A 23,331-nucleotide genomic window follows, 5' to 3' on the forward strand; every position below is an offset into this window, starting at 1 on the left:
AAGTAAATCAGCTCGGTAAATTATTTTAGTAAGTTATCTGAGCACATTAGGGAAGGGTTACGCCATAAGGCGAGCATAAATATTTTTATTGCTGCAACCTTTCATGAAACATTATTTATAGCAAGCATACAGCTGAAATTCGGTTGACTGCTTACCCGTATGCTTTGTTATTGGAGACAATATTATGTCAGTGAGTTTGTACCAATCAGGTATGAGTGGCTTATTAGCTGCTCAACAGCAGCTGGCGACAACCGGTCATAATATTTCCAACGTTAATACGGATGGCTATAACCGCCAGCGTGCAGAACAGAATGCAACGGTAGGTCTAAATAATGGTAATAACTACATTGGCGGTGGTACTTATATTCAAGACATTACGCGTCTTTACGATCAGTTTTCACATAAAGAACAAATAACGAATCAAAGTAAATTAGGTAATGCTGACTCACTTCATGCACGCTTAACACAACTTGACCAAGTTATGTCTACTTCCGGTAATGCTGTTGTTGGCTCGTTAGATCAATTCTACCAAGCGCTAAACGGTGTTGCAGACAACCCTAATGATTCAGGTCTTCGTAGTATCGTACTTAATCAAGCCAATACTCTAAGTAATGACTTTAACCAGTTAACTAACAACCTTGATCAAATGACTAAATCCATCAACGGTGAAATAGAGCAAGTCGCCAGTAAAATTTCAGAAATATCACAAGAACTCGCCAAAATTAACGAAACGATAATGCATTCGCAGCAAGGAGGCCAGCCTAATGACCTACTTGATAAACGTGATCAGCTTATTGGCGAGTTGAGTAATTATACCCAGGTAAACACAGTAAAAGATGCTAATAATGTAATGACGGTTATGATTGGGCAAGGTACTACGCTCGTTGCCGGTATAACACCAATGACACTGCAAGTAAATGCTGGCGACCCTGATTCACAACAAACAGAATTAAGATTAGTTAGCGGTAGCAGCAGTGTTGCACTAAAGGGATCTACCCTAGGTGGTTCATTAGCGGCAAGCTTTGAATTTAGAGATGAACATTTAAGCCAAACGCGTACTGAAATAGACCGTCTAGCCATGGCAATATCTTCTACGTTGAATGACAGTCAAGCTAGTGGTTTAGATTTGAATGGTTTGCAAGGTGTCAATATCTTTACTGATATTAACAGCACGCAATTACAGCAAGGCAGGGTATTAGCGCATTCAGGTAATAGCGGTAGTACACAAGCAGAAATTACCATTACCGATGTATCTAAACTAACTACAGATGAATTTGAAATCCGTTTTGAAGGGGGGAATTTTACCCTATATAACTTAACGTCTGGGAGCAGCGAAAATTTAGGGCCTCCTATTTTACCAAGTGGTGGTACGCATAAGCCATCTTCTCCAGATTATGGTTTCTCATTTGTTGAAACAGGTACGCCTGCTGCTGGTGATAAGTTCACTATTATACCAACCAAAAACAGCGCCGCCTTAATGCAAACCACGTTAACTGATGGCAATGCCATTGCCGCAAGTACCGCGATAGGTGTTACACCATCAACAAACAATGTAAGCGATGGCAAGATTGAAATTATCAATGTCATGAACCCCGAAGACGCCAAATCTTTTACCGGAACGGGCCTTACTGTGGATGTTGTTGAAAGCGCTCCAGGCTCGGGAATATTTGATTATCGTGTCTTTGATACAGCTACACCCCCTGCACTAATCACTTCTGGCAATTATAATGCTGGAGATAGTGAAGTTGTTGATTTACCACCGTTACCTGGTACACCTGCTTTTCAAATTGAAATCTCAGGGAACCTAGTAGGCTCTGGAACTAATGCCAGAGAAGAATTCAGTATTAATGATGCTTTTGGTGTTGGTAATGGTAAACATGCGGTTGCTATGGCAAAAACACAAGAAGTTGGCGTAACCAATGGCGGTAAAGAAACCTTTAGCAAAAGCCTTGCTGTATCAACATCCGTTGTTGGCGCTAAAGCAAGTAATGCAGAATTAACTGCAGACACAGCACAAGCCTTATTTACTCAAGCTTATAATCGCAATCAATCTACATCAGGTGTAAACCTTGATGAAGAAGCGGCAAATTTATTAAAGTTTCAACAAGCTTATCAAGCCGCCTCACAAATTATTTCTACGGCGAATACCATTTTTGACACTATTTTAGCTGCGGTAAGGTAAGGGGATTTTCATGCGCGTTTCAACGTCTCAATTTTATTTACAAAGTGCTCTTCTCATGAACCAAAAAAGTGCTGATGTTAATAATCAAATGGAACATCTATCAAGTGGTAAACGTGTACTAACCGCGAAAGATGATGCGGTTTCTTACGGCACACTATCTGGTTTCAATGATGATTTAGCGAGTATTGAAAAATATAAACGCAATATTACCATGGCTGAAAATCACAATAGCATGCAAGAAGTAATTTTTGCTGATGCGGAAACATTATTAGATAAGTTCAAACAAGATATGTTATTGGCAAATAATGGCCGAATGTCTAACGAAGATTTGCAATCTATTGCCGATCAAATGCGACATGGTTTAGACCAGCTGATTGATCTTGGTAATAGCCAAGATGAAAAAGGTGATTATATCTTCTCTGGTTTCCAGACCCAGCAAAAACCCTTTAGTCAACAAGTTGACGGTTCGGTTGATTACAATGGTGATAAGGGAGTAAATGAACTACAAGTAGCTAAAAACATTCAAATACCGACAAACCAAACGGGTGATGCCGCTTTTTTAAATATTGATAATGCCATCGGTGATTTTACGGCTACTTATCCTACAGTTCCTGTTAATACCTCGGGTGTGGCAGTGGAAAGCGCGAATGTAGTCGATAGAAATACCTACAACGTAAGTACTGGGCCTCATACATTTTCTTTTGACCCAATAACTAACTATTTAACGGTTACCGATAGCACTCTTCCCATTCCCGCGGTTGTTTTTCCTCCCGCACCTTATGTAGCAGGGCAAACTATTTCCTTTGACGGTATTGACGTTACCTTAAGCGGCAACCCATTGCCGGGTGATAGTTTTGTCATTAACGAAAAACAAAATATTAGTATTTTTGAAACTCTTAATAATGCCATTAGCTGGGCTGAACAAGGTGTAGTGTCAACCAACCAAGAGCAGCATCAAGTTGATTACAATACAGTCCTCGACCAGCTTAGTTCCGCTATGAACCATATATATTCTCGTAGAGCAGATGCGGGTATTAGGCTGCAAGCGTTAGAAAACCAGCAGAGTAAGCACTTAGACGTAGAGTTAAATATTAGCAAAGGTAAATCGAGTATTGAAGATTTAGATTTCGCCAAAGCTATTTCGGAGTTTGAGCAATCAAAAATTGCTTTAACGGCTTCACAGCAAACGTTTAGTAAAGTGCAGGGCTTAACGTTATTTAATTATATATAAATTAATGCATTACTATTTTTTAAAGTGGCACTGTTTATGCTTTAACTATTAGTAATAATAAAAAACAAAATTATGTCGGTTAACTTTAACTTAAATTAACCCGATCTGTTTTTATTAGTAAAAGAGCAGAGGCTTGCTTTAACAAGTTTCTAATAACCAAGCGTTATCGTCCGGTTTATGGACAACGCTACAACACAACATAAACAGGCGTTAACACAGTTAACACAGTTAACACATTAGGAGCACTATTATGGCTTTATCAGTAGTAACAAATACATCATCGTTGAATGCTCAACGAAATTTAAGTAAATCAGGTGCTGGTCTACAACAATCAATGGAGCGTTTATCATCTGGTATGCGTATTAACAGCGCCAAAGATGATGCGGCTGGTTTGCAAATTGCTAACCGCTTAACCTCTCAGATAAATGGTTTAGCGGTAGCGCAGCGTAATGCCAATGACGGTATTTCCATGGCGCAAACCGCAGAAGGGGCAATGCAAGCTTCTACCGACATTTTACAACGTATGCGTGAATTGGCCTTGCAATCTGCCAACGGTTCAAACTCAACTGAAGACCGTGAAGCAATGCAAAAAGAAGTCTCCGCCTTACAAGATGAACTAACCAGAATTTCAGACACGACTTCGTTTGGTGGTCAAAAATTATTAAACGGTACTTTTGGTACTAAAAATTTCCAAGTTGGCGCTAACGCCAATGAAACCATTTCTTTAACCATGAACAGTACCGCTGCTGCTGATATAGGTTCAGATAACAGTGCTGTAACTGGTGCGATTAGTTTCACCGGTTTTGGTGGAGCAATAGACGCTACCGCAGGCACTGCTGGTTTAACTGGCGAGAGCCTTGATGTGGCGGTCAATGGTACTACAACGACTGTGGCGTTGACTGATGATATGTCAGCTGCCGACCTTGCAACGAGCTTAAATAGTGTATCAGGACTAAGTGGTGTTACCGCTTCCACCGAAGCGTTAATAAATATAACCGCAATGGGTGATACTGCGGATACAGTGACTTTAAGCATTGATGGTAATGATATTGGAGCCTATACATTCGACGGTGGCAGTACCGCGCAAGATGAAACCGATTTAGCCGCTATGATAAACACTGATGCGAATATGGTTACTGCGGGCATTACGGCAACGGTCAATGCTAATAATGAAATTTCAATTGTTAAGGCCGATGGTAGTGAGCTTAGCATCGAGGTCACTGATATTACATCATCAACTGCAAATGTTACTTCAATTACTATAGACGCAGCAGACTCAGCCGGTACCAATGCAGCTACGGGTACTGTAACAGCAACGGCTAATAATACTAGCGCAAGTGTGGCCGCACAATTTATTACCGGAACTGTCGATTTTAGTGCTGCGACAGTTGAAGGCGATACTGCTAGTTTAACCATTGGTACAACTACTGGTAACACAACGGTTAGTGCCGCAGCGTCGACGTTAGCAATAGGTGCTTCAACTTTTTCGTCTGTTGAAGGGATTGACCTTTCGACTGAGGATGGTTCGCAAAGCGCTATTAACGTTATTGATGGTGCCTTGGCGGCAATTGATAATCAACGCGCGGGTCTAGGTGCGGTGCAAAACCGTTTTGGCCATACCATTAGTAACTTAGCTAACATCCAAGAAAATGTATCCGCGTCACGTAGCCGTATTCAAGATACAGATTTCGCGGTAGAAACAGCGGTTATGACGAAGAACCAAATATTGCAACAAGCAGGTACTTCGATTTTGGCGCAAGCGAATCAAATACCACAAGCAGCGATTAGCTTGATTGGTGGTTAGTTCTAACCGTTAGTAATATCATTAACCATATCGATGTGGTTAACATTAAAAAACCGAACGTAAGTTCGGTTTTTTTGTTTTTATAATTTGTATTTTTAGGGGGGGACTTTGTAGGGGCGACTTCTGTCGCCTAATCACTAATAACCATCCGCGTAAATTACTCTGCATTATGTTGTATCTATCTTTGGGCGAATAAATTCGCCCCTACATTTGATAGTATTGGCAATGCTGGGTTACACCGGAAAGGCATCGTAGAGAGACTGTAGAGGCGACTTTAGTCGCCTATTAATAAAACACCAATTATTTGACTATAATAAAATCACACACATCAAAAGTATTTTGATTATGTCGCGTACCAACCTCACCAAGGGAAGAACATCCCTCAAACATCATATTTACCATGTAATAACATGCACTAAAAATCGCCAACCATTCTTTAATGACTTCGAATGCGCTCGCTTTTTGATAAACGAAATGACAAATCTAGTAGAACAGAAGGAAATCAACTCTATTACCTGGGTCATTATGCCAGACCATTTACATTGGTTATTTGAACTAACGTCGGATAATCATTTATCAAAGGTCATTCAAACATTAAAAGGTCGAAGCGCTAGGCTTATAAATCAACATGACGAGGGGCAGAGGTTTGCATGGCAACGCGGTTTTTATGATCACGCAATAAGAACGGAAGAAAGTTTATTGTCCGTATCACGGTATATTGTTGCCAATCCATTACGAGCAGGTTTAGTTGATAACGTAGGTGATTATTCATTATGGGATTCAGTATATTTGCATGAAAATGAATAGACGACTTACAGGAAGGATAGCTCTGTAGGGGCGACTTCAGTCGCCAAAAACCCCACGGCAAAACAATATTTTTTGGTACCCATTTATAATAAGGCGAATAAATTCGCCTCTACGTTGGATGTGCAGTAATTAATAGACGACTTACAGAAAGGATAGGCTCTGTAGGGGCGACTTCAGTCGCCAAGCACCATCCGTGTAAATTACTCCTGTCTCATGTTGCATCCATTTTCGAGCGAATAAATTCGCCCCTACATCGGATGTGCAGTAATTAATAGACGACTTACAGGAAGGATAGCTCTGTAGGGGCGACTTCAGTCGCCAAAAAAACCACGGCAAAACAATATTTTTTGGTACCCATTTATAATAAGGCGAATAAATTCGCCTCTACGTCGGATGTGCGGGTAATTAATAGATGACTTACAGGAGATGTCGGCCCTGTAGGTGCTGGTTCAGTCGTACAAACCCGAATCCAAACCCAGCCACGGTAAGCTATCCCACTCTCATGACATTAATTATTAAGTATTTTAATAAATAAATTAAAGTTAATTTTTCTGCTGCCGTTAAGGTGTGTAGAACGGGAACTTGATGCACTACTGATAGTTTCACATCTTATAATTAATTAACGCATTACATTTTTCGTAAGCAGGAGTTTTAACATGGCTATTTCAGTAATTACTAACACATCATCTCTAAACGCTCAACGTAACTTAACTAAATCAGGTGCTGGTCTACAACAATCAATGGAGCGTTTATCTTCGGGTATGCGCATTAACAGTGCTAAAGATGATGCGGCTGGTTTGCAAATAGCTAACCGCTTAACCTCACAAATAAATGGTTTAGGTGTTGCACAGCGTAATGCTAATGACGGTATTTCAATTGCACAAACCGCAGAGGGTGCTATGCAAGCATCAACTGACATTTTACAACGTATGCGTGAATTGGCCTTGCAATCTGCCAACGGCTCGAATTCTGATGATGACCGTGCAGCAATGCAAAAAGAAGTCACGGCATTAAGTAGTGAACTTACTCGTATTTCAGAGACTACCTCATTTGGTGGTCAACAATTACTTGATGGTAGTTTTGGCTCTAAAAACTTTCAAGTTGGCTCTAACGCTAATGAAACAATTTCATTTACTTTAACGAGTACCGCTGCTGCTGATATAGGTTCAGATAACAGTGCTGTAACTGGTGCGATTAGTTTCACCGGTTTTGGTGGAGCAATAGACGCTACCGCAGGCACTGCTGGTTTAACTGGCGAGAGCCTTGATGTGGCGGTCAATGGTACTACAACGACTGTGGCGTTGACTGATGATATGTCAGCTGCCGACCTTGCAACGAGCTTAAATAGTGTATCAGGACTAAGTGGTGTTACCGCTTCCACCGAAGCGTTAATAAATATAACCGCAATGGGTGATACTGCGGATACAGTGACTTTAAGCATTGATGGTAATGATATTGGAGCCTATACATTCGACGGTGGCAGTACCGCGCAAGATGAAACCGATTTAGCCGCTATGATAAACACTGATGCGAATATGGTTACTGCGGGCATTACGGCAACGGTCAATGCTAATAATGAAATTTCAATTGTTAAGGCCGATGGTAGTGAGCTTAGCATCGAGGTCACTGATATTACATCATCAACTGCAAATGTTACTTCAATTACTATAGACGCAGCAGACTCAGCCGGTACCAATGCAGCTACGGGTACTGTAACAGCAACGGCTAATAATACTAGCGCAAGTGTGGCCGCACAATTTATTACCGGAACTGTCGATTTTAGTGCTGCGACAGTTGAAGGCGATACTGCTAGTTTAACCATTGGTACAACTACTGGTAACACAACGGTTAGTGCCGCAGCGTCGACGTTAGCAATAGGTGCTTCAACTTTTTCATCTATTGAAGAGGTTAGTCTTTTGACAGAGGATGGTTCGCAAAGCGCTATTAGCGTTATTGATGGTGCATTGGCGGCAATTGATAGCCAACGCGCTGATTTGGGTGCGGTGCAAAACCGTTTTGGCCATACCATTAGTAACTTAGCTAACATCCAAGAAAATGTATCAGCGTCACGTAGCCGTATTCAAGATACCGATTTTGCCACGGAAACAGCGCAAATGACTAAAAACCAAATATTGCAACAAGCAGGTACGTCAATTTTAGCGCAGGCTAACCAATTACCACAAGCGGCATTAAGTCTAATCGGCTAAACGCTTAGTAATTAATTAGGCCCAGCCTAAAAGGTTTTAAAGGAAGGGGCCATTTACCTCTTCCTTTTTGCGTTTAATAATATCAGAAGATAAATCGTATTTTAAAGTAGCTAAATAGTAGTTGTTTAATTGTTAAACAAGGTGAGGTTATTACCTTAAATAGCGGTTATAATAACGTAAGGAGTCTCTAATGAATGCAATAGAAAGTAGTACAGACCTTAGTTTGACTAGCTTAACTCCTGAGTTTAAGAAACCGAATGAATCAACAAAAGTAACCGATGATTCATCCGTTAACAAACTCGTTGAAAGTGTTAATGAACAACCTAAGACCTCGGTCAATGAACAAATCAATAATGATAATGAAACACCGCTATCACCTAAACAACTTGAGAAAGTGGCGCAACAATTGCAGGATTTTGTTGGCGAAATGAATCGAGGTTTGGAGTTTTCGGTAGATAAAGATTCAGGTCGAGATGTCATTAAAGTGATTGATAAAACCAGTGGTGACTTGGTTAAACAATACCCATCAGAAGAAGTGTTAACCCTAGTGGCTAAATTATCTGATTCGGTTGGTGGTTTTATTGACGCTAAGGTATAGCTGCTTACTTTTAATTTGTTGTTTATCTAATCACAGTATTAAATTGAGTTTTACTTAAATATATAGGAGGTTTTATGCCTGACTTAACGTTTACAGGGATAGGCTCAGGATTAAAGGTTAGCGAAATAGTTAATGCTATTGTTGGTGCTGAGAAAGCCCCTTTTATTTCTCGAGCTAACAAACAACAAGCAGAGATGACTACTGATATTTCTGCCATTGGTGCATTAAAATCTGCACTAGAGAGTGTTGAATCTTCTATTTCAAGTTTAGCTGATGCCGATAACTATCAATTACGTACCGCAAGTGGAGCAGATAGTTTTGTAGGACTCAGTGCTAGCAAAGATGCACAAATAGGTAATTACTCAGTAAAGGTGGATGTACTTTCACAATCGCATAAGTTGATGTCTGGTGCGATGGCTGAAGATGAACAGGTTGGCGAAGGCACATTAAATATTGCCGTTGCAGAGACTAATTTTAATATAGCCGTTTCAGCAAGTGATACGTTAAGTGATATTCGTGATGCGATAAATGACAGTGACGATAATGAGTCAGTTATTGCTACCATTGTTACGGATGATGCCGGTCAACATTTGATAATGACCAGTAAAGAAACAGGGGTAGCTAACGCAATTACAACTACCGTGACTGATCTTGATGATAATAATAACGTAGATGGTTTAGTTGGTCTTTCAAGGTTAGCTTATGATGTTTCGGATCCTGATGATAGTTTACATATCAAAAACTTAACTCAAATAGATGAAGCCGTTGACGCACAAATTACCATCGATGGAACTCTCGTGGTAACGAGCAGTACAAATGAATTTAAAAACGTTATCGATGGCGTAGATATTACCGCCAAAAAAATGCATGACGTTGATGATAATGATGATGTTAGCCGAATTAGTTTCAAAGAAAACAATGGTAATATAAAGTCAGGCTTGGAAGGCTTTGTAAAAAGTTATAATGAACTACAAGTGCTTAGTAAACAATTAGGAGCTGCTGGTGAAAGTGGCAGTGGTCCACTTGCCGGAGACTCATTGCTGCGTGGTGTTATGGGAAAACTACGTCAACAATTTAGCCAAGCATTTGATATGGGCAACGGCAATAGTATGTCGCTTTCACAACTTGGTGTAGAAAGTGATCAGTACGGTGTATTGAGTTTAGACACTGAAACATTGAACGAATATATTGATAGTGATGTCGCAGGTGTGCAACAATTTTTTGTCGGTACTGATTCTGAAAATGGTTTTGCGAGCTCGCTTGAAGAATTGACAGGTTTTTATACTGACACTGATGGTGTTATTCAAAACCGTATTGATAGTGGAACCAGCCAGTTAGACAGATTGGATGATGACTATTTAGCGTTTGAACGGAGAATGGATTCATTAGAAGCTCGTTTGTTTAAGCAGTATAACGCTATGGATTTAATTGTAGCGAATTTAAACTCCACAAGCTCATTCTTGTTAGCACAGCTTGATAATATGCCAGGTGTTGTTAGAAAAGATAACTAACAAGAATACATAAACTGCAACGAGTAAAAGAATCAATAAACCTTCAATAAAGTAATGAATAAGCTATCAAAAAAGTCTTAAATTCTAATAAGGAGTAAACACTTATAGTAAAATGGCTATTTTCTTATGAAGGTGAGCTGCTTGTTATCACTTTACTAGTAATGCCTCCAATTTCTCTTGATGATTCTCAAGACCCAACTTTTAATTTTCAACAATGTCATTTGAAAATCCCCCCTAAATCTGGCTTTAAAATTTTTTCTTTACCATTAACTTCAATTCTTGAACCAAAGTTACGCGGTATATCACTTCTTGCGCTTAGTGGGTTGGCAATTGACATCATAAAGTCCAGTGTTGCTGCTAAGTAGTTAATGACTAAAACAATCGGAACAAAGTTAAGTATAGAGGTGTTTTTTTTAACTGTGCAAACTAGGGCGTTCAATAGCGAAGTAATTAATAGCAGGGTAATCAATAGAGTATGATCAAATGCAGTGATGTTTATGTGAGTGGTAACGAATATAAATTTTGGGTCTGGCAATAGGTTCTGAACTAATAGCTTTGTTAAATTAGGTAAATAGTGCTGAGGTAAATAGTATGAGTACTAATACTTTTGGTAGGATTTAGTGACTTTTTTACTCTTTTTTATTTTAATCATTTTTTCTGTTATTGCTTGTTTAGATAATTTAGCGTTAGCTATTAATTTGCTATCAAGAGTTATCATCTCCTCTAAAACCTCTGATTCTGAGCTAATACTGTCCGCTGTATTTTGCTCAAATAACTTAGTCATCAATATTTGTCGTTTTTCTGTTAATTCAGTTAACTCTTTATTTTCGTCATCAATAGATTGAATTTTGATGTTTTTTAAATCCTGCTCTTGAGGAAGAATTTTTGAGTCGGCTTGCATAACAAGTATGCGCGACAAAAGTTGTCGCGACACATCGTTGATTTGCTCAATAGACTTTTTTGTGTTGTTACCCACTAAAAGCTTACCTGACCTTGAGTTTCAAGCGGTATTGAGTCCCAACCAGCTTTTATTGGTAAGAGAATTTGAATCACTTCCTCTAATTTAGCAGGATCATTATTGGTACTGGCAACTAATAGCTGCTCGGAACAAAACCTATAAAGAGCAGCTAAGTTTTCCGAGACTTCACCGCCTTGTTTAAAATCTAGAGAGCCTTCTAAAACACCAATAATAGCAATGGCATTAGATAACTCTGTCCCTTTTTTTTCAAAATTACTTTGTGAAATAGCACCTTTAGCTGTAGCTATGTTCCCTAATAATTTTTGGAATAACATAGCCACTAACTGATAAGGAGAAGCTTGCTGGGCTGTGCTTTTAGTGGTTTGTTGATACTTTTTAAGTGATGCGTGTGTCATAGACACCTCCTAGTTTACTATAGCGTTATTATAGAAAACTTGTAGAATTGAAACAATAGTTTTAGGTTTAACTCAGTTAAAATAAGTTAAGCTAAACGAAACAGAACTAAACTAAGGGTTGGTTATTTACGGTAACCGCAAGACCTTCATCTTTTGCTTTTGTATAGGCTTGTTGCAATACGTTATGAGTTATATCTTCTTCATTATTAATAACGCCGTTACCCAAGACTTCAATATTATCCCAACCACGAGCGACTAAATATTCTTCAATTTGGCTAAGTTGCTGTTCAAAAGGCATCTCCCTTGAGAACATATTAAACTCATGACGGGTTCCTTTAGTGAATTCTTCATTATCATGCATTAATTCAGCAGTACCGTTTATGATCAACATCTGACTTTCCTATTTTATAAAATATGGTTGTTAACATTCATTAATCATCTATGCTTTTTTTATGCCAATTTTTTAATTATTATATTTTGTATTTAATTCATTGATTATTAACATTTTTATATTTATACAAACTGAATGAGAAGTAATCAAGATAGATGTTAGAACCAAATTTCAACTTTTTGACAGTATTATTACAAACCAGACTGGTTAATTTGTAACGTATTTCTAGTTTATCTTTAATTAATCATTATGGATAAAATTCACTTATGAATAAACAACCTCATCTACTATTAAATTTTGATATATGACAATAAAATGACTAGTGTGCGTCAAGTTTTTGTTGCTTAAAATAAATTAATGGCTAAAATTGCCTAAAACGCTATAAACAAGACTAAAAATAGCACGTTAGCATTAACCGTGAAGAGTTAAATATGATTGATAATCCAGTAGTTACCTCAGTAGTAACAGGTCATAAACAAATATTAGTCGTTGATAACGACGCAGGTAGAAGCCAGCAACTAAGTACGGTACTTGCTTTTGTTGGAGAGCACTTTATCCATTGCTCGCAAGAGCAAGCAATCGAAAAGTTAGCTGATTGTAGTCATATTCTCACGGTAATATTAACGGGTAATGTTAGTCATGATTGCACTGCTTTAATTAAAGTTAACCCTAGCGTTCCGTTTATTCTTCATGATGTACTTGATGCCAATGAGTTAGTCGTTAACGTTAATGTCATTGGTACCCTAGCCGCACCACTTAATTATGCTCAACTTACCGAGCAAATTCACCATTGTCATCAATATCACAATAAATTACCGCGTAAAGGTAACAAACTTAGTTCTAGTGCTTTATTTCGCTCATTGGTTGGTAGCAGCGAGCCGATGGCACAAGTGCGATTTTTGATTGAGCAAGTAGCGAAAACACCTGCCAGTGTTTTAGTGCTTGGGGAGTCAGGGACAGGTAAAGAGGTTATTGCACGAAATATTCATAACTTATCTGACCGAGCAAAAGAAGCCTTTGTACCCGTTAACTGTGGTGCTATTCCAGCTGAACTTCTTGAAAGTGAATTATTTGGCCACGAAAAAGGAGCTTTCACGGGTGCTATTTCTACTCGTAAAGGTCGTTTTGAATTAGCTGAAGGCGGTACACTATTTTTAGATGAAATAGGTGATATGCCGCAACCTATGCAAGTAAAATTGCTGCGTGTTTTACAAGAGCGCACTTTTGAACGAGTAGGTGGCAGTAAGAGCATTAAAGCTAACGTTCGTATTGTTGCAGCTACTCATCAAGACTTGGAAGAAATGATCAAAGAAGGGAGTTTTAGGGAAGATTTATTCTATCGCTTGAATGTATTCCCAATAGATACTCCATCATTACGTGAGCGAAAAGAAGATATTCCACTGTTATTAAAAGAGCTGCTTACTCGCTTTGAACACGAACAAAATAAAACGGTACGCTTTACTGAAAAAGCGATAGAGTCGTTGATGGAACACCCATGGCCGGGTAATGTTCGAGAACTATCAAACTTAATTGAACGTATGTTAATTATGTACGGTGATCAAATTGTTGATGTTACCGAACTGCCTTATAAATATCAGCATGTAGATGTACAAGCTTATAATCCTGAATACCCTGAAGAGTTGCAAGAACACGATGTAATAAACGAACTTTTCGGTGGCTTTGATTATGATGACGACGACAACGATGATGAAAGTGAGCAAGGTGAATTAACGGCTGGAAGTGATATTAATGGCGTGCAAAGCTCTACTGACGCGACCTTATTACCTAGTGACGGTTTAAACTTAAAAGAACATTTAGCAGAACTTGAAGTGTCTTTAATTAATCAATCGTTAAGTAAGCATGATTATGTGGTTGCTAGGGCTGCAGAAACACTTGGCATGCGTAGAACTACGCTAGTTGAAAAAATGCGTAAATATGATTTACATAAACCAAGTGAGTAATATGACTAAGGTTAATAGTTAAGATTGATCGTTAAGGTCAATAGATTGACAGAAAATAGTAATGGATATCTACTGTTTTTATTTTAAATCATTGAATTTAAACATAAAAATAGTGGCATAGTAAATGCTTTATAGGTACTAGATAGTTTTTTTGAGTACCTATGTATGGCACAAGTTATGTCACAAGCAAACCCTACAGTAGTTCCTAGTAATGCTAGTATTAGAGAATCGAGCGCTAATGCTGCGTTTCATTCAGTTAATATTGTCGGAGCTAATAAACCTTCTTTGCTAGCGCATGAAGCGTTTCCTGGTGAATTAGCGGCATTGAGAGCACAAGCATCTCAAAGTACAAAACATAACTTTTCTCCACGTAAAATCGCCAATACGAAATACCTTCATAGCTCAACGTCAGAAAAACAGTCACTTAGTAATAATTTATTAGCAGATCAGCTAATCGAAGTGATGCCAACAGGCTTAGTTATGCTGGATGGTAATGGTATTGTGGTGAAGATAAACCAAGTTGCTAGAAACTTACTTGATGAACCAATTCTTGGCCAACCATGGTTTAATGTTATTGCTCGTTCATTCGATCCGCGTGAAGATGATTGGCATGAAATATCACTTAAAGATGGTCGCCGGGTAAAGTTAGAAATTACTAGCTTAGGCTCACAGCCTGGTCAGTTGATCATGATAACTGACCTAACCGAAACCCGTTTACTGCAAGATAAACTATCGCAAATGCAACGCCTCTCTTCGTTAGGTAAAATGGTATCAACACTCGCTCATCAAATACGTACACCTTTATCTGCCGCCATTTTATATAGCGAAAATTTATCCAACAATAAATTAGCCGAAAATTATCGGATAAAGTTTCAAGGAAAACTCAATGCGCGTTTACATGATTTAGAGCAGCAAGTGAATGATATGTTGTTATTTTCTAAAAGTGGCAAAGAACAAGTGGTTACTTCTGTAGACGTAGCAGAGCTCATTAATGATTCGGTTAATTCTATGGATGCCCTGCTAGATAAAGCGAATACAAAAGTAAAAGTACAACTGCCTGATAATGAGCTTCATATGCTCGGCAATAAAAATGCCTTAACAGGGGCCATTCAAAATTTATTACATAACTCCCTACAAGCGATAAGTAGTAATAAGATCAGCGAACCGTTGATAAATATTCAAGTTTATAGTCAAGCCAACCATTTATATTTAAGTTTTAAAGACAATGGCCCTGGTATTGACGCAGACGTTATCGATAAAATATTTCAGCCTTTTTATACCTCAAGTAGTAAAGGAACGGGCCTTGGTTTAGCGGTTGTTAAATCGGTAGTAAATGCGCATCAAGGTGAAGTGAGTCTACTTAACGAAGCTAATTCAGGCGCACACTTTGTTATTAAGTTACCTTTGCTAGAGCAGGGTAATGTGATGAAAAATAGTCCATCGGAGAGTGTTAATGACTGAACATAAAATTCTTGTTGTTGAAGATGATGCGGGTCTGCGAGAAGCGTTGATCGATACGCTTTCATTAGCCGATTACCACTGCGTTGAAGCTGATTCTGGCGAAGCTGCTTTATTGGCGTTAAAAAGCCAACATGTGGATATTGTTATCAGTGATGTACAAATGGGCGGAATGTCTGGTTTATCTTTATTAAAAAGTATAAAAAATCACCATGCTAATCTACCGGTATTATTGATGACTGCCTTTGGCACCATAGATGATGCTGTGCAAGCGATGAAAGATGGTGCTTGTAACTATATTGCTAAGCCTTTCGCTCCACAGGTGCTGCTTAATATGGTCAGCCAATATATTCCGCCACAAGTCGTTAATAAAAATGATCCGATTGTTGCAGATAAACGTTCATTAGAATTACTTACCTTGGCGAAAAAAGTCGCTAGCACAGATGCATCTGTGATGATCCTCGGTCCAAGTGGCTCAGGTAAAGAAGTGTTAGCGCAGTACGTTCATAATCACTCGAAACGAAGCACACAAGCTTTTATTGCGATTAATTGTGCAGCCATTCCTGAAAATATGCTTGAAGCCACATTATTTGGTTATGAAAAAGGCGCTTTTACGGGCGCAATTCAAGCCTGTCCAGGAAAGTTTGAACAAGCGCAAGGAGGCACCATTTTACTTGATGAAATTACCGAAATGGATTTGGGCTTACAAGCTAAAATATTACGAGTATTACAAGAACGTGAAGTAGAGCGTTTAGGCGGACGAAAAACGATAAGCCTTGATGTCCGCGTTATTGCTACCAGTAATCGAGACTTAAAAGTTGCCGTAAATGATGGAGTCTTTCGTGAAGATCTTTATTATCGCCTTAATGTCTTTCCGCTTTCTTGGTTACCGTTAGCTCAGCGAGTTGATGATATCTTTGTTTTAGCACAACATTTAGTTTCTCTACATTGTCAAAAAAATGGCGATAGCATCCCTGAATTCTCAGGTGCAGCGCGCAGTAAACTTAATGCATATCATTGGCCTGGTAATGTTCGTGAATTAGATAATGTTATTCAAAGAGCGCTCATTTTGCATGCCGATCAGATTATTGATGCAGGAGACTTACTGATTGAAAACTTTGATACAGCATTGGTTGTAGAGCCTGAACAGGTCACTAATAAGGATGATAAACTCGGCAGTGAGCTAAAATTGCAAGAGCATCAGATTATTCTAGATACCTTACAAGCTTGCCATGGCAGTCGAAAAGACGTAGCAGAGCGCTTAGGAATAAGTCCACGTACGCTACGTTATAAAATTGCGAAAATGCGTGATTCAGGTATTGAAATACCAGCCTAATTAACGGCTAAATCATATTTATCATTCTTCTAAATTAACTCTATTACGACTACTCCTGGTTATCATTCACGATAACCAGGAAGTTTATAAGCCTTCCCATAATCTTCTGAATATCACTTCAAAGCCTAAATATTTTCTTTTGGCACTATGCTTGCAACCTCACTGTTATATATTGTTTAAAGTTAAATAATTGACAAAAGTGAGCGCCCTATGGATATCAAAAGTAACTCTCTATACAGCCAAATGCAAAACATGTCGCTACAGGCCATGGGCAATAAGCCACCAGCAATTGATGTTGATGTTATAAACGGTACTGCAAGCAATAGCGTTGGCAAAATCAATGAATCTACCAGTAATTTTGGCGATATGCTTACCGATGCACTCAAGAGCGTCAATGATTTACAAACAGAGTCTGGCGAAAAGAAAAGGGCTTTTGAAATGGGCGATAGTAACGTTACGCTTGCTGAAGTAATGATTGCTTCTTCTAAATCAGGTATCGCTTTGGATGCAACCGTGCAAATACGAAACAAATTTGTTGAAGCCTATAAAGAAATAATGAGCATGCCAGTTTAATTTAGTTGGCCTAAACGCAACAATAGCCTCGTTACTTTCAATCGCCATAGGCGAGCTATGTCTCATTCAAGTGCCTTGCTCTTGATGGTTTATCCTCAACTAAATAATTGTATTTAAGTCATAGTATTATAGGTATCATGCGTCAATAAAATGCCTTGATATAAAAAACAGTACAGCGGAGAAGTAAAGTGTCTGATACAAACGCAATGGTTGCAGCTGATAGTAGTGGCGATATGATCGCCAGTGAAGCTGAAGGTGCGGGGATAGGTGAGCAAAAATCAGGTTTCGCTGCCTCATTAGGTAGTGTTGATATTTTACGACAGGTTACCATAGTGGTTGCATTGGCTATTTGTTTAGCTATTGCGGTATTTGTTATTATGCTCGCTAATGAACCTGAATACCGTGTTATTTCAAAATTACCTACTAAGCAGTTAATTACTACCATGGACTTTCTTGATGCCAATCAAGTGGAATATCAACAAGAAAACAATACTATTTCAGTCCCTGCAGATGAATATCAAAATGTGAAATTATTGTTAGCTCGAGAGGGGTTAACAGACGAGCCTTCACAAGGTGAAGATATTTTAATGAAAGATATGGGCTTTGGTGTTAGTCAGCGACTAGAGCGTGAAAGATTAAAATTTGGCAGAGAGCAGCAAATTGCTAAAACAATAGAACAGTTAAAAAGCATAAGTCGAGCTAAAGTACTCCTGGCTATTCCCCGTGAAAATATATTTGCCCGTCGAGAAAAAAATCCATCTGCGACAGTAGTGCTTACCATGCAGCGCGGTAAAATTCTTTCAGAAGAAGAAGTTGATGCTGTTGTTGATATTGTTGCCTCAGCAGTACAAGGTTTAACGCCTAATCGTGTCACCGTGACTGATCAAAATGGGCGCTTACTTAATTCAGGCTCACAAGACTCTATTTCATCTCGCTCAAGAAAAGAGTTTGAGATTGAACAAAAACGTGAACAAGAATACATGGAGAAAATTGACAGTATTCTTATTCCTGTTGTTGGTTTAGGCAACTATACTGCGCAAGTTGATATCACCATGGACTTTACCAATGTTGAAGAAACACAGCGTCGTTACAATTCAGATTTACCCGCGCTGCGTAGTGAAATGAGCGTTGAAAGCACTAATATTGGTGGTGCATTAGGCGGAATTCCAGGCGCCTTAACAAATCAGCCACCGATTGCCTCTGCTATTCCTGAAGATGCAACGGGTGGACAAAAGAGAAGCATGCCAAGCAGAAAGCATTCTGAGTCGACTAAAAACTATGAACTTGATGAAGCAATCAGCCATACTAAGCAGCAAGCTGGCGTTGTAAGACGTGTTAGCGTATCGGTAGCCCTCGATTATGTCGCAGGCGTTGCAACAACTCCCGTTGAAGGCGGAGCAAATACTCCCGCAGCAACTTTTGCACCACGCTCTGCAGGAGAAACAGCCAGTATTCGTCGTCTATTACAAGGTAGTATTGGTTTTGATTTGCAGCGTGGTGATGTTTTAGAAGTAGTAACCATTCCCTTTAATCGTCCAGATTACGGCGTAGTAGCTGAGATACCTATTTGGCAGCAACCTTGGTTTATTAAAGTACTCAAATTAGTCTTGGGCGCTTTAGTTATTATCGTGCTAATTCTAGCCGTTGTTCGCCCAATGCTGAAACGTTTAATCTACCCAGAGCAAACACCAGATGATTATGGTGATAAATCACTTGATGGTCATATTGATTTAGGTGATGAAACCATGGATATGTTGACGTCTGATTTTGACGCTGGCGCAGTCGGTTTTGCAGCAGATGGCAGTTTACAATTACCTGATCTTCATCGAGATGAAGATGTATTAAAAGCGGTTCGAGCGTTAGTCGCCAATGAGCCAGAATTATCATCGCAAGTAGTTAAAAGTTGGTTGAACGAAGATGAGTGATGAAACAGAAGTCGGCGCATTAGCCGCAGCGCCTGCAGGCTTTGATGTAGATAAACTAGAAGGTGCTGAAAAAGCAGCAATATTACTACTTAGTTTATCTGAAGAAGATGCAGCGCAAATTTTAAAGCACCTTGAACCAAAGCAAGTGCAGCAAGTGGGCACCGTTATGGCGGCGATGGAGGATTTTACTCAAGAAAAAATCACTGCTGTTCATAAATTGTTTATCCACGAAATACAAAACTTCTCAACCATTGGCTTCCAAAGTGAAGAGTTTGTTCGTCGAGCACTAACCGCGGCGTTGGGTGAAGATAAAGCCGGTAACTTAATCGACCAAATTGTTATGGGCGGCGGCGCTAAAGGCTTAGATTCATTGAAATGGATGGACTCTAAACAAGTAGCAAACATTATTCGTAATGAGCATCCTCAAATTCAAACTATTGTGCTTTCGTATCTTGAACCAGAGCAATCTGCAGAAATCATGGGGCAGTTTACCGATAAAGTGCGCTTAGACTTAATGATGCGTATTGCCAATTTAGAAGAAGTACAACCAGCAGCCTTACAAGAATTGAATGAGATAATGGAGAAACAGTTTGCTGGTCAAGCTGGCGCGCAAGCTGCGAAAATGGGCGGTTTAAAAGCAGCTGCAGATATCATGAACTATCTAGATACTAATGTAGAAGGTATGTTGATGGACTCAATTCGCGAAAATGACGAAGAGATGAGCCAACAAATTCAAGACTTAATGTTTGTCTTTGAAAACCTTGCCGATGTTGATGACCGAGGTATGCAGGCTATCCTACGAGAAGTTCAGCAAGAAGCCTTGATGAAAGCAATTAAAGGTACCGATGAAGCATTAAAAGACAAAATAATGAGCAACATGTCTAAACGTGCTGCAGAAATGATGGCTGATGACTTAGAAGCGATGGGCCCAGTGCGTATTAGTGAAGTTGAAGCGGCGCAAAAAGAAATTTTATCAGTTGCCCGACGACTCTCTGACGCAGGTGAAATTATGCTTGGTGGCGGTGGTGGCGGTGATGAGTTCTTATAACAGCAAACCCGCTTAGATTAGTTAAGGATACAACAATGTCAAAACCACCAATTCGTATTATAAAAGCATCTGACGAAGCGACAGATGTTTGGTCTTTGCCCGATGTGCAAAATGAACCTAGCGCCCAAGAGAAAGAAAAAACAAACGCTTTAGGTAAAAGATCTAACTGGGTATATGAGCCTCCAGAGCCAGAAGAAGTAGAGCCTCAACCTTTAACTGCGCAAGATATTGAAGAAATTCGTCAAGCGGCAAGTGAAGAAGGTTTTAGTCAGGGTAAAGAGGAAGGGTTTGCTAAAGGTTATGAAGAAGGTAAAGCTAAGGGGTTAGAAGAAGGTAAAGTACAAGGGATTGATGAAGGTACTGAACAAGGTTTAGCCCAAGGTAAAGAGCAGATTGATCAACAAAGCGCTAATTGGCAAAGCTTAATTGAACAATTGCATCAACCGCTTGCTAGTGTGGAAAAGAATGTCGAAGAGCAATTGCTTAATTTAGTTTTGCAATTGACCGAGGCAGTGGTTTTACACGAAGCAAAAACTAACCCTGACATTTTAATGGCGGCGATTGCCACGGGTATTAAAAGTTTACCTAGCAGTGACGCGCAAACACAAATATGTTTAAACCCAAGTGATATTAAATTGGTAGAAGCTCAGTTTGGAGCTGCGCATATTCAGCAGCAGGGCTGGCGTTTACTACCCGCCCCACAGTTTCCGCAAGGGAGTTGCCAAATAGAAAACAGCACTTCAAATATTGATTTACAGATGAAAGCTAGGTTAAAGCAAGTGCTAGAACCTTTCTTGCAAGACGCCTTACATCAAAATTCATAATCTCATCACTTATTTTGGGTTTTACATTCTTTAGCATCGCACTTTTTATTTTAAGGTAAATAAACACTATGGTTGATAGTTCACGTTTAACCGAGCGTTTAAAAAACAATCAACAATTCATTCATGATTTCAAAGCGCCTGTCGCTGGCAGGTTAGTGCGAGTTGTAGGTTTAACACTTGAAGCCGTTGGCGTTAAAGCGCATGTCGGCAGCCAATGTCTCGTCGAAACAGCGCATGGCGATTTACTCGCAGAAGTTGTGGGCTTCGCTCAAGATATTACCTATTTAATGCCAGAAGAAAGTCTACGCGGTGTTATGCCTGGCGCACGAGTATTACCTATTTCTAGTAAGGCTAAAGTACCTTTATCAATGGGCTTATTAGGTCGTGTTATTAATGGCGTAGGTAAACCACTTGACAGTAAAGGACCTATCAAAGCTGACAATGATTATCATCATGATAGTAAGCCCATTAATCCATTGTCACGACGAGCCATCACTGAAGTACTAGATGTCGGTGTTCGTTCTATCAATAGTTTCATTAGTGTGGGTAAAGGTCAGCGTATGGGACTTTTTGCTGGTTCAGGTGTTGGTAAAAGTGTGCTAATGGGCATGATGACTCGCGGCACAACAGCTGACGTGGTCGTAGTTGGGTTAGTGGGTGAACGTGGTCGAGAAGTAAAAGAATTTATTGAAGAAATTTTAGGTGAAGAAGGGCTAAAGCGCGCCGTTGTTGTGGCAGCACCAGCCGATAACTCACCTTTAATGCGTCTTAAAGGTTGTGAGACCGCGGTGCAAATTAGTGAGTATTTTCGCGACCAAGGCTTAAATGTTTTGTTATTACTTGATTCATTAACACGCTATGCACAAGCACAAAGAGAAATTGCTTTGGCCGTTGGTGAACCACCAGCGACTAAAGGTTATCCGCCTTCAGTATTCTCAAAGCTACCTCAACTTGTTGAACGTGCAGGTAATGGTGGTGAAGGACAAGGATCAATCACTGCTTTTTATACGGTATTAACGGAAGGCGATGATTTACAAGACCCAGTCGCTGATGCTGCTCGTGCTATTTTAGATGGCCATGTTGTGTTATCTCGTGAGTTAGCGGATGCAGGACATTATCCCGCTGTAAACATTGAAGGCTCTATTTCCCGAGTAATGCCAATGGTTACTAGTGCTGATCATCAAGAATTAGCAAAACAATTAAAGCAAATGTATGCGCTTTATCAGCAAAATAAAGATCTTATTGCCATTGGTGCTTATACCAAAGGTAATGATCCTCGTATTGATCAGGCTATAAACGTGCTACCGGTCATTAATTTTTTCTTACAGCAAAAAATTAATGAAGTTATTCCTTATGATCAAAGTATTGCGCAACTGAAAGAGATTATTGCTGCAGCACATGCCCATAATAATCAATAATTCATAATTAAGCATAACGCTAAAACTTTTGATAAAAGCATTGAATTTAAACGAGTGATATAACGAGTACTCAACATGGCAATGAAGCAACTTGATACTATTTTAAAGTATGAACAGGACAACGAGCAACGTTGCGCCGATCAGTTAAAGATTGCTGAGAATGAATATCAACAAAACCTCAGTCGTTTACAAGGCGTTGCGGACTATCGTTTAGAATATATGAAGCGTTTAAGTGAAAGAGCAACAAATGGTCTAGATAGCGCTACATACAGTCATTACCATGCTTTTATTGCTAAGCTTGATACTGCTTCTAAACAAGTTGAGATAGCAACGCGACAAGCAAAAGCACTGGTAGATCAAAGCAAGAGTCTCTGGTTGAAGCAAAGACAAAAAGTAAAAGCGGTTGAGTTATTGCGTGATAAGCGTTTGAAAAAAATTGCAGTAGCAGCAGACAGAGCTGAGCAAAAAATGTTTGATGAAATAGCTACACAACAATATATTCGCCGCCCTCTGCGTTAACCTTCGATGAAAGTGAGCATCCACTTGGACATCTTGATGAAGTGGAGCGATTTTTGCACTACTTTCTGTATATATAAAAAAACATCTGAGAACTGTAATACACGCTGCGCTAATGATATGCGGTGTTATTGTTCTGATTAATACAATTTACATTGATTTAAGTT

At 39.3% G+C, this 23,331-nt stretch carries 20 protein-coding genes; 16 read left to right on the plus strand and 4 right to left on the minus strand.

Annotation, left to right across the window (positions count from 1 at the left end):
* Window positions 1–184: 184 nt before the first annotated feature.
* The 7 genes from flgK (at window position 185) to fliD (ending at window position 10,340) form a co-directional block, all read left to right on the plus strand.
* Window positions 185–2,182, plus strand: coding sequence for a flagellar hook-associated protein FlgK (gene flgK, locus CPS_RS06590; protein ID WP_011042322.1), 1,998 nt, complete (start codon window positions 185–187; stop codon window positions 2,180–2,182).
* Window positions 2,183–2,192: 10 nt separating this feature from the next.
* Entirely contained in the window at window positions 2,193–3,413 is a 1,221-nt protein-coding gene (gene flgL, locus CPS_RS06595; RefSeq protein ID WP_011042323.1) for a flagellar hook-associated protein FlgL, read from the plus strand.
* A gap of 250 nt (window positions 3,414–3,663) precedes the next feature.
* Entirely contained in the window at window positions 3,664–5,217 is a 1,554-nt protein-coding gene (locus tag CPS_RS06600) for a flagellin (protein WP_011042324.1), read from the plus strand.
* A 345-nt stretch (window positions 5,218–5,562) separates the two neighbouring features.
* Window positions 5,563–6,024, plus strand: coding sequence for an REP-associated tyrosine transposase (locus CPS_RS06605; protein ID WP_011042325.1), 462 nt, complete (start codon window positions 5,563–5,565; stop codon window positions 6,022–6,024).
* 656 nt (window positions 6,025–6,680) lie between these two features.
* Window positions 6,681–8,231: a flagellin gene (locus tag CPS_RS06610; protein ID WP_011042326.1), complete on the plus strand. Its 1,551-nt coding sequence runs from the start codon at window positions 6,681–6,683 to the stop codon at window positions 8,229–8,231.
* Window positions 8,232–8,421: 190 nt separating this feature from the next.
* Window positions 8,422–8,829: a flagellar protein FlaG gene (locus tag CPS_RS06615; RefSeq protein WP_011042327.1), complete on the plus strand. Its 408-nt coding sequence runs from the start codon at window positions 8,422–8,424 to the stop codon at window positions 8,827–8,829.
* A 74-nt stretch (window positions 8,830–8,903) separates the two neighbouring features.
* Entirely contained in the window at window positions 8,904–10,340 is a 1,437-nt protein-coding gene (gene fliD / locus CPS_RS06620; RefSeq protein WP_011042328.1) for a flagellar filament capping protein FliD, read from the plus strand.
* Between the two features lie 217 nt (window positions 10,341–10,557).
* Here the strand turns inward: fliD and CPS_RS06625 are convergent, their stop codons facing one another.
* From CPS_RS06625 to CPS_RS06640, 4 genes are all read right to left on the minus strand, one after another.
* Window positions 10,558–10,875 carry a hypothetical protein gene (locus CPS_RS06625; RefSeq protein WP_011042330.1) on the minus strand — a complete coding sequence of 106 codons (318 nt, stop codon included), beginning with the start codon at window positions 10,873–10,875 and terminating at the stop codon, window positions 10,558–10,560.
* 63 nt (window positions 10,876–10,938) lie between these two features.
* Window positions 10,939–11,316 (minus strand): hypothetical protein, encoded by a 378-nt coding sequence (locus CPS_RS06630; protein WP_011042331.1) that lies wholly within the window; start codon window positions 11,314–11,316, stop codon window positions 10,939–10,941.
* Window positions 11,316–11,714: a flagellar export chaperone FliS gene (gene fliS / locus CPS_RS06635; RefSeq protein WP_011042332.1), complete on the minus strand. Its 399-nt coding sequence runs from the start codon at window positions 11,712–11,714 to the stop codon at window positions 11,316–11,318. Before fliS ends, CPS_RS06630 begins: the two co-directional genes overlap by 1 nt.
* Before the next feature lie 106 nt (window positions 11,715–11,820).
* A complete protein-coding gene (locus tag CPS_RS06640) occupies window positions 11,821–12,105 on the minus strand; it encodes a hypothetical protein (RefSeq protein WP_011042333.1) in 285 nt (94 codons plus the stop codon).
* A 431-nt stretch (window positions 12,106–12,536) separates the two neighbouring features.
* On the opposite strand from CPS_RS06640, the gene CPS_RS06645 reads away from it, so the two are divergent.
* The 9 genes from CPS_RS06645 (at window position 12,537) to fliJ (ending at window position 23,167) form a co-directional block, all read left to right on the plus strand.
* Window positions 12,537–14,066, plus strand: a complete 1,530-nt coding sequence (locus CPS_RS06645; protein ID WP_011042334.1) for a sigma-54 interaction domain-containing protein — start codon at window positions 12,537–12,539, stop codon at window positions 14,064–14,066.
* A 177-nt stretch (window positions 14,067–14,243) separates the two neighbouring features.
* A complete protein-coding gene (locus CPS_RS06650) occupies window positions 14,244–15,527 on the plus strand; it encodes a sensor histidine kinase (protein ID WP_238383596.1) in 1,284 nt (427 codons plus the stop codon).
* Entirely contained in the window at window positions 15,520–16,860 is a 1,341-nt protein-coding gene (locus CPS_RS06655; protein ID WP_011042336.1) for a sigma-54-dependent transcriptional regulator, read from the plus strand. Before CPS_RS06650 ends, CPS_RS06655 begins: the two co-directional genes overlap by 8 nt.
* 210 nt (window positions 16,861–17,070) lie before the next feature.
* Window positions 17,071–17,433, plus strand: coding sequence for a flagellar hook-basal body complex protein FliE (fliE, locus tag CPS_RS06660; protein ID WP_011042337.1), 363 nt, complete (start codon window positions 17,071–17,073; stop codon window positions 17,431–17,433).
* Window positions 17,434–17,666: 233 nt separating this feature from the next.
* Window positions 17,667–19,358, plus strand: coding sequence for a flagellar basal-body MS-ring/collar protein FliF (gene fliF, locus CPS_RS06665; protein WP_011042338.1), 1,692 nt, complete (start codon window positions 17,667–17,669; stop codon window positions 19,356–19,358).
* Complete coding sequence (fliG, locus tag CPS_RS06670) at window positions 19,351–20,406, plus strand: flagellar motor switch protein FliG (protein WP_011042339.1); 1,056 nt, start codon at window positions 19,351–19,353, stop codon at window positions 20,404–20,406. Before fliF ends, fliG begins: the two co-directional genes overlap by 8 nt.
* A gap of 35 nt (window positions 20,407–20,441) precedes the next feature.
* Complete coding sequence (gene fliH / locus CPS_RS06675) at window positions 20,442–21,230, plus strand: flagellar assembly protein FliH (RefSeq protein WP_011042340.1); 789 nt, start codon at window positions 20,442–20,444, stop codon at window positions 21,228–21,230.
* Between the two features lie 68 nt (window positions 21,231–21,298).
* Complete coding sequence (fliI, locus tag CPS_RS06680; protein ID WP_011042341.1) at window positions 21,299–22,648, plus strand: flagellar protein export ATPase FliI; 1,350 nt, start codon at window positions 21,299–21,301, stop codon at window positions 22,646–22,648.
* Window positions 22,649–22,723: 75 nt separating this feature from the next.
* Entirely contained in the window at window positions 22,724–23,167 is a 444-nt protein-coding gene (gene fliJ / locus CPS_RS06685) for a flagellar export protein FliJ (protein ID WP_011042342.1), read from the plus strand.
* The last annotated feature ends 164 nt before the right edge of the window (window positions 23,168–23,331 follow it).

The sequence above is a fragment of the Colwellia psychrerythraea 34H genome, from assembly GCF_000012325.1.
Lineage (GTDB): Bacteria > Pseudomonadota > Gammaproteobacteria > Enterobacterales > Alteromonadaceae > Colwellia > Colwellia psychrerythraea_A.

Excerpts from the sequence above, each read along its gene's own strand:
- flgK (WP_011042322.1), top strand. The coding sequence starts at position 185 with ATGTCAGTGAGTTTGTACCAATCAGGTATGAGTGGCTTATTAGCTGCT.
- flgL (WP_011042323.1), top strand. The coding sequence starts at position 2,193 with ATGCGCGTTTCAACGTCTCAATTTTATTTACAAAGTGCTCTTCTCATG.
- CPS_RS06600 (WP_011042324.1), top strand. The coding sequence starts at position 3,664 with ATGGCTTTATCAGTAGTAACAAATACATCATCGTTGAATGCTCAACGA.
- CPS_RS06605 (WP_011042325.1), top strand. The coding sequence starts at position 5,563 with ATGTCGCGTACCAACCTCACCAAGGGAAGAACATCCCTCAAACATCAT.
- CPS_RS06610 (WP_011042326.1), top strand. The coding sequence starts at position 6,681 with ATGGCTATTTCAGTAATTACTAACACATCATCTCTAAACGCTCAACGT.
- CPS_RS06615 (WP_011042327.1), top strand. The coding sequence starts at position 8,422 with ATGAATGCAATAGAAAGTAGTACAGACCTTAGTTTGACTAGCTTAACT.
- fliD (WP_011042328.1), top strand. The coding sequence starts at position 8,904 with ATGCCTGACTTAACGTTTACAGGGATAGGCTCAGGATTAAAGGTTAGC.
- fliS (WP_011042332.1), bottom strand. The coding sequence starts at position 11,714 with ATGACACACGCATCACTTAAAAAGTATCAACAAACCACTAAAAGCACA.
- CPS_RS06640 (WP_011042333.1), bottom strand. The coding sequence starts at position 12,105 with ATGTTGATCATAAACGGTACTGCTGAATTAATGCATGATAATGAAGAA.
- CPS_RS06645 (WP_011042334.1), top strand. The coding sequence starts at position 12,537 with ATGATTGATAATCCAGTAGTTACCTCAGTAGTAACAGGTCATAAACAA.
- CPS_RS06650 (WP_238383596.1), top strand. The coding sequence starts at position 14,244 with ATGTCACAAGCAAACCCTACAGTAGTTCCTAGTAATGCTAGTATTAGA.
- CPS_RS06655 (WP_011042336.1), top strand. The coding sequence starts at position 15,520 with ATGACTGAACATAAAATTCTTGTTGTTGAAGATGATGCGGGTCTGCGA.
- fliE (WP_011042337.1), top strand. The coding sequence starts at position 17,071 with ATGGATATCAAAAGTAACTCTCTATACAGCCAAATGCAAAACATGTCG.
- fliF (WP_011042338.1), top strand. The coding sequence starts at position 17,667 with ATGATCGCCAGTGAAGCTGAAGGTGCGGGGATAGGTGAGCAAAAATCA.
- fliG (WP_011042339.1), top strand. The coding sequence starts at position 19,351 with ATGAGTGATGAAACAGAAGTCGGCGCATTAGCCGCAGCGCCTGCAGGC.
- fliH (WP_011042340.1), top strand. The coding sequence starts at position 20,442 with ATGTCAAAACCACCAATTCGTATTATAAAAGCATCTGACGAAGCGACA.
- fliI (WP_011042341.1), top strand. The coding sequence starts at position 21,299 with ATGGTTGATAGTTCACGTTTAACCGAGCGTTTAAAAAACAATCAACAA.
- fliJ (WP_011042342.1), top strand. The coding sequence starts at position 22,724 with ATGGCAATGAAGCAACTTGATACTATTTTAAAGTATGAACAGGACAAC.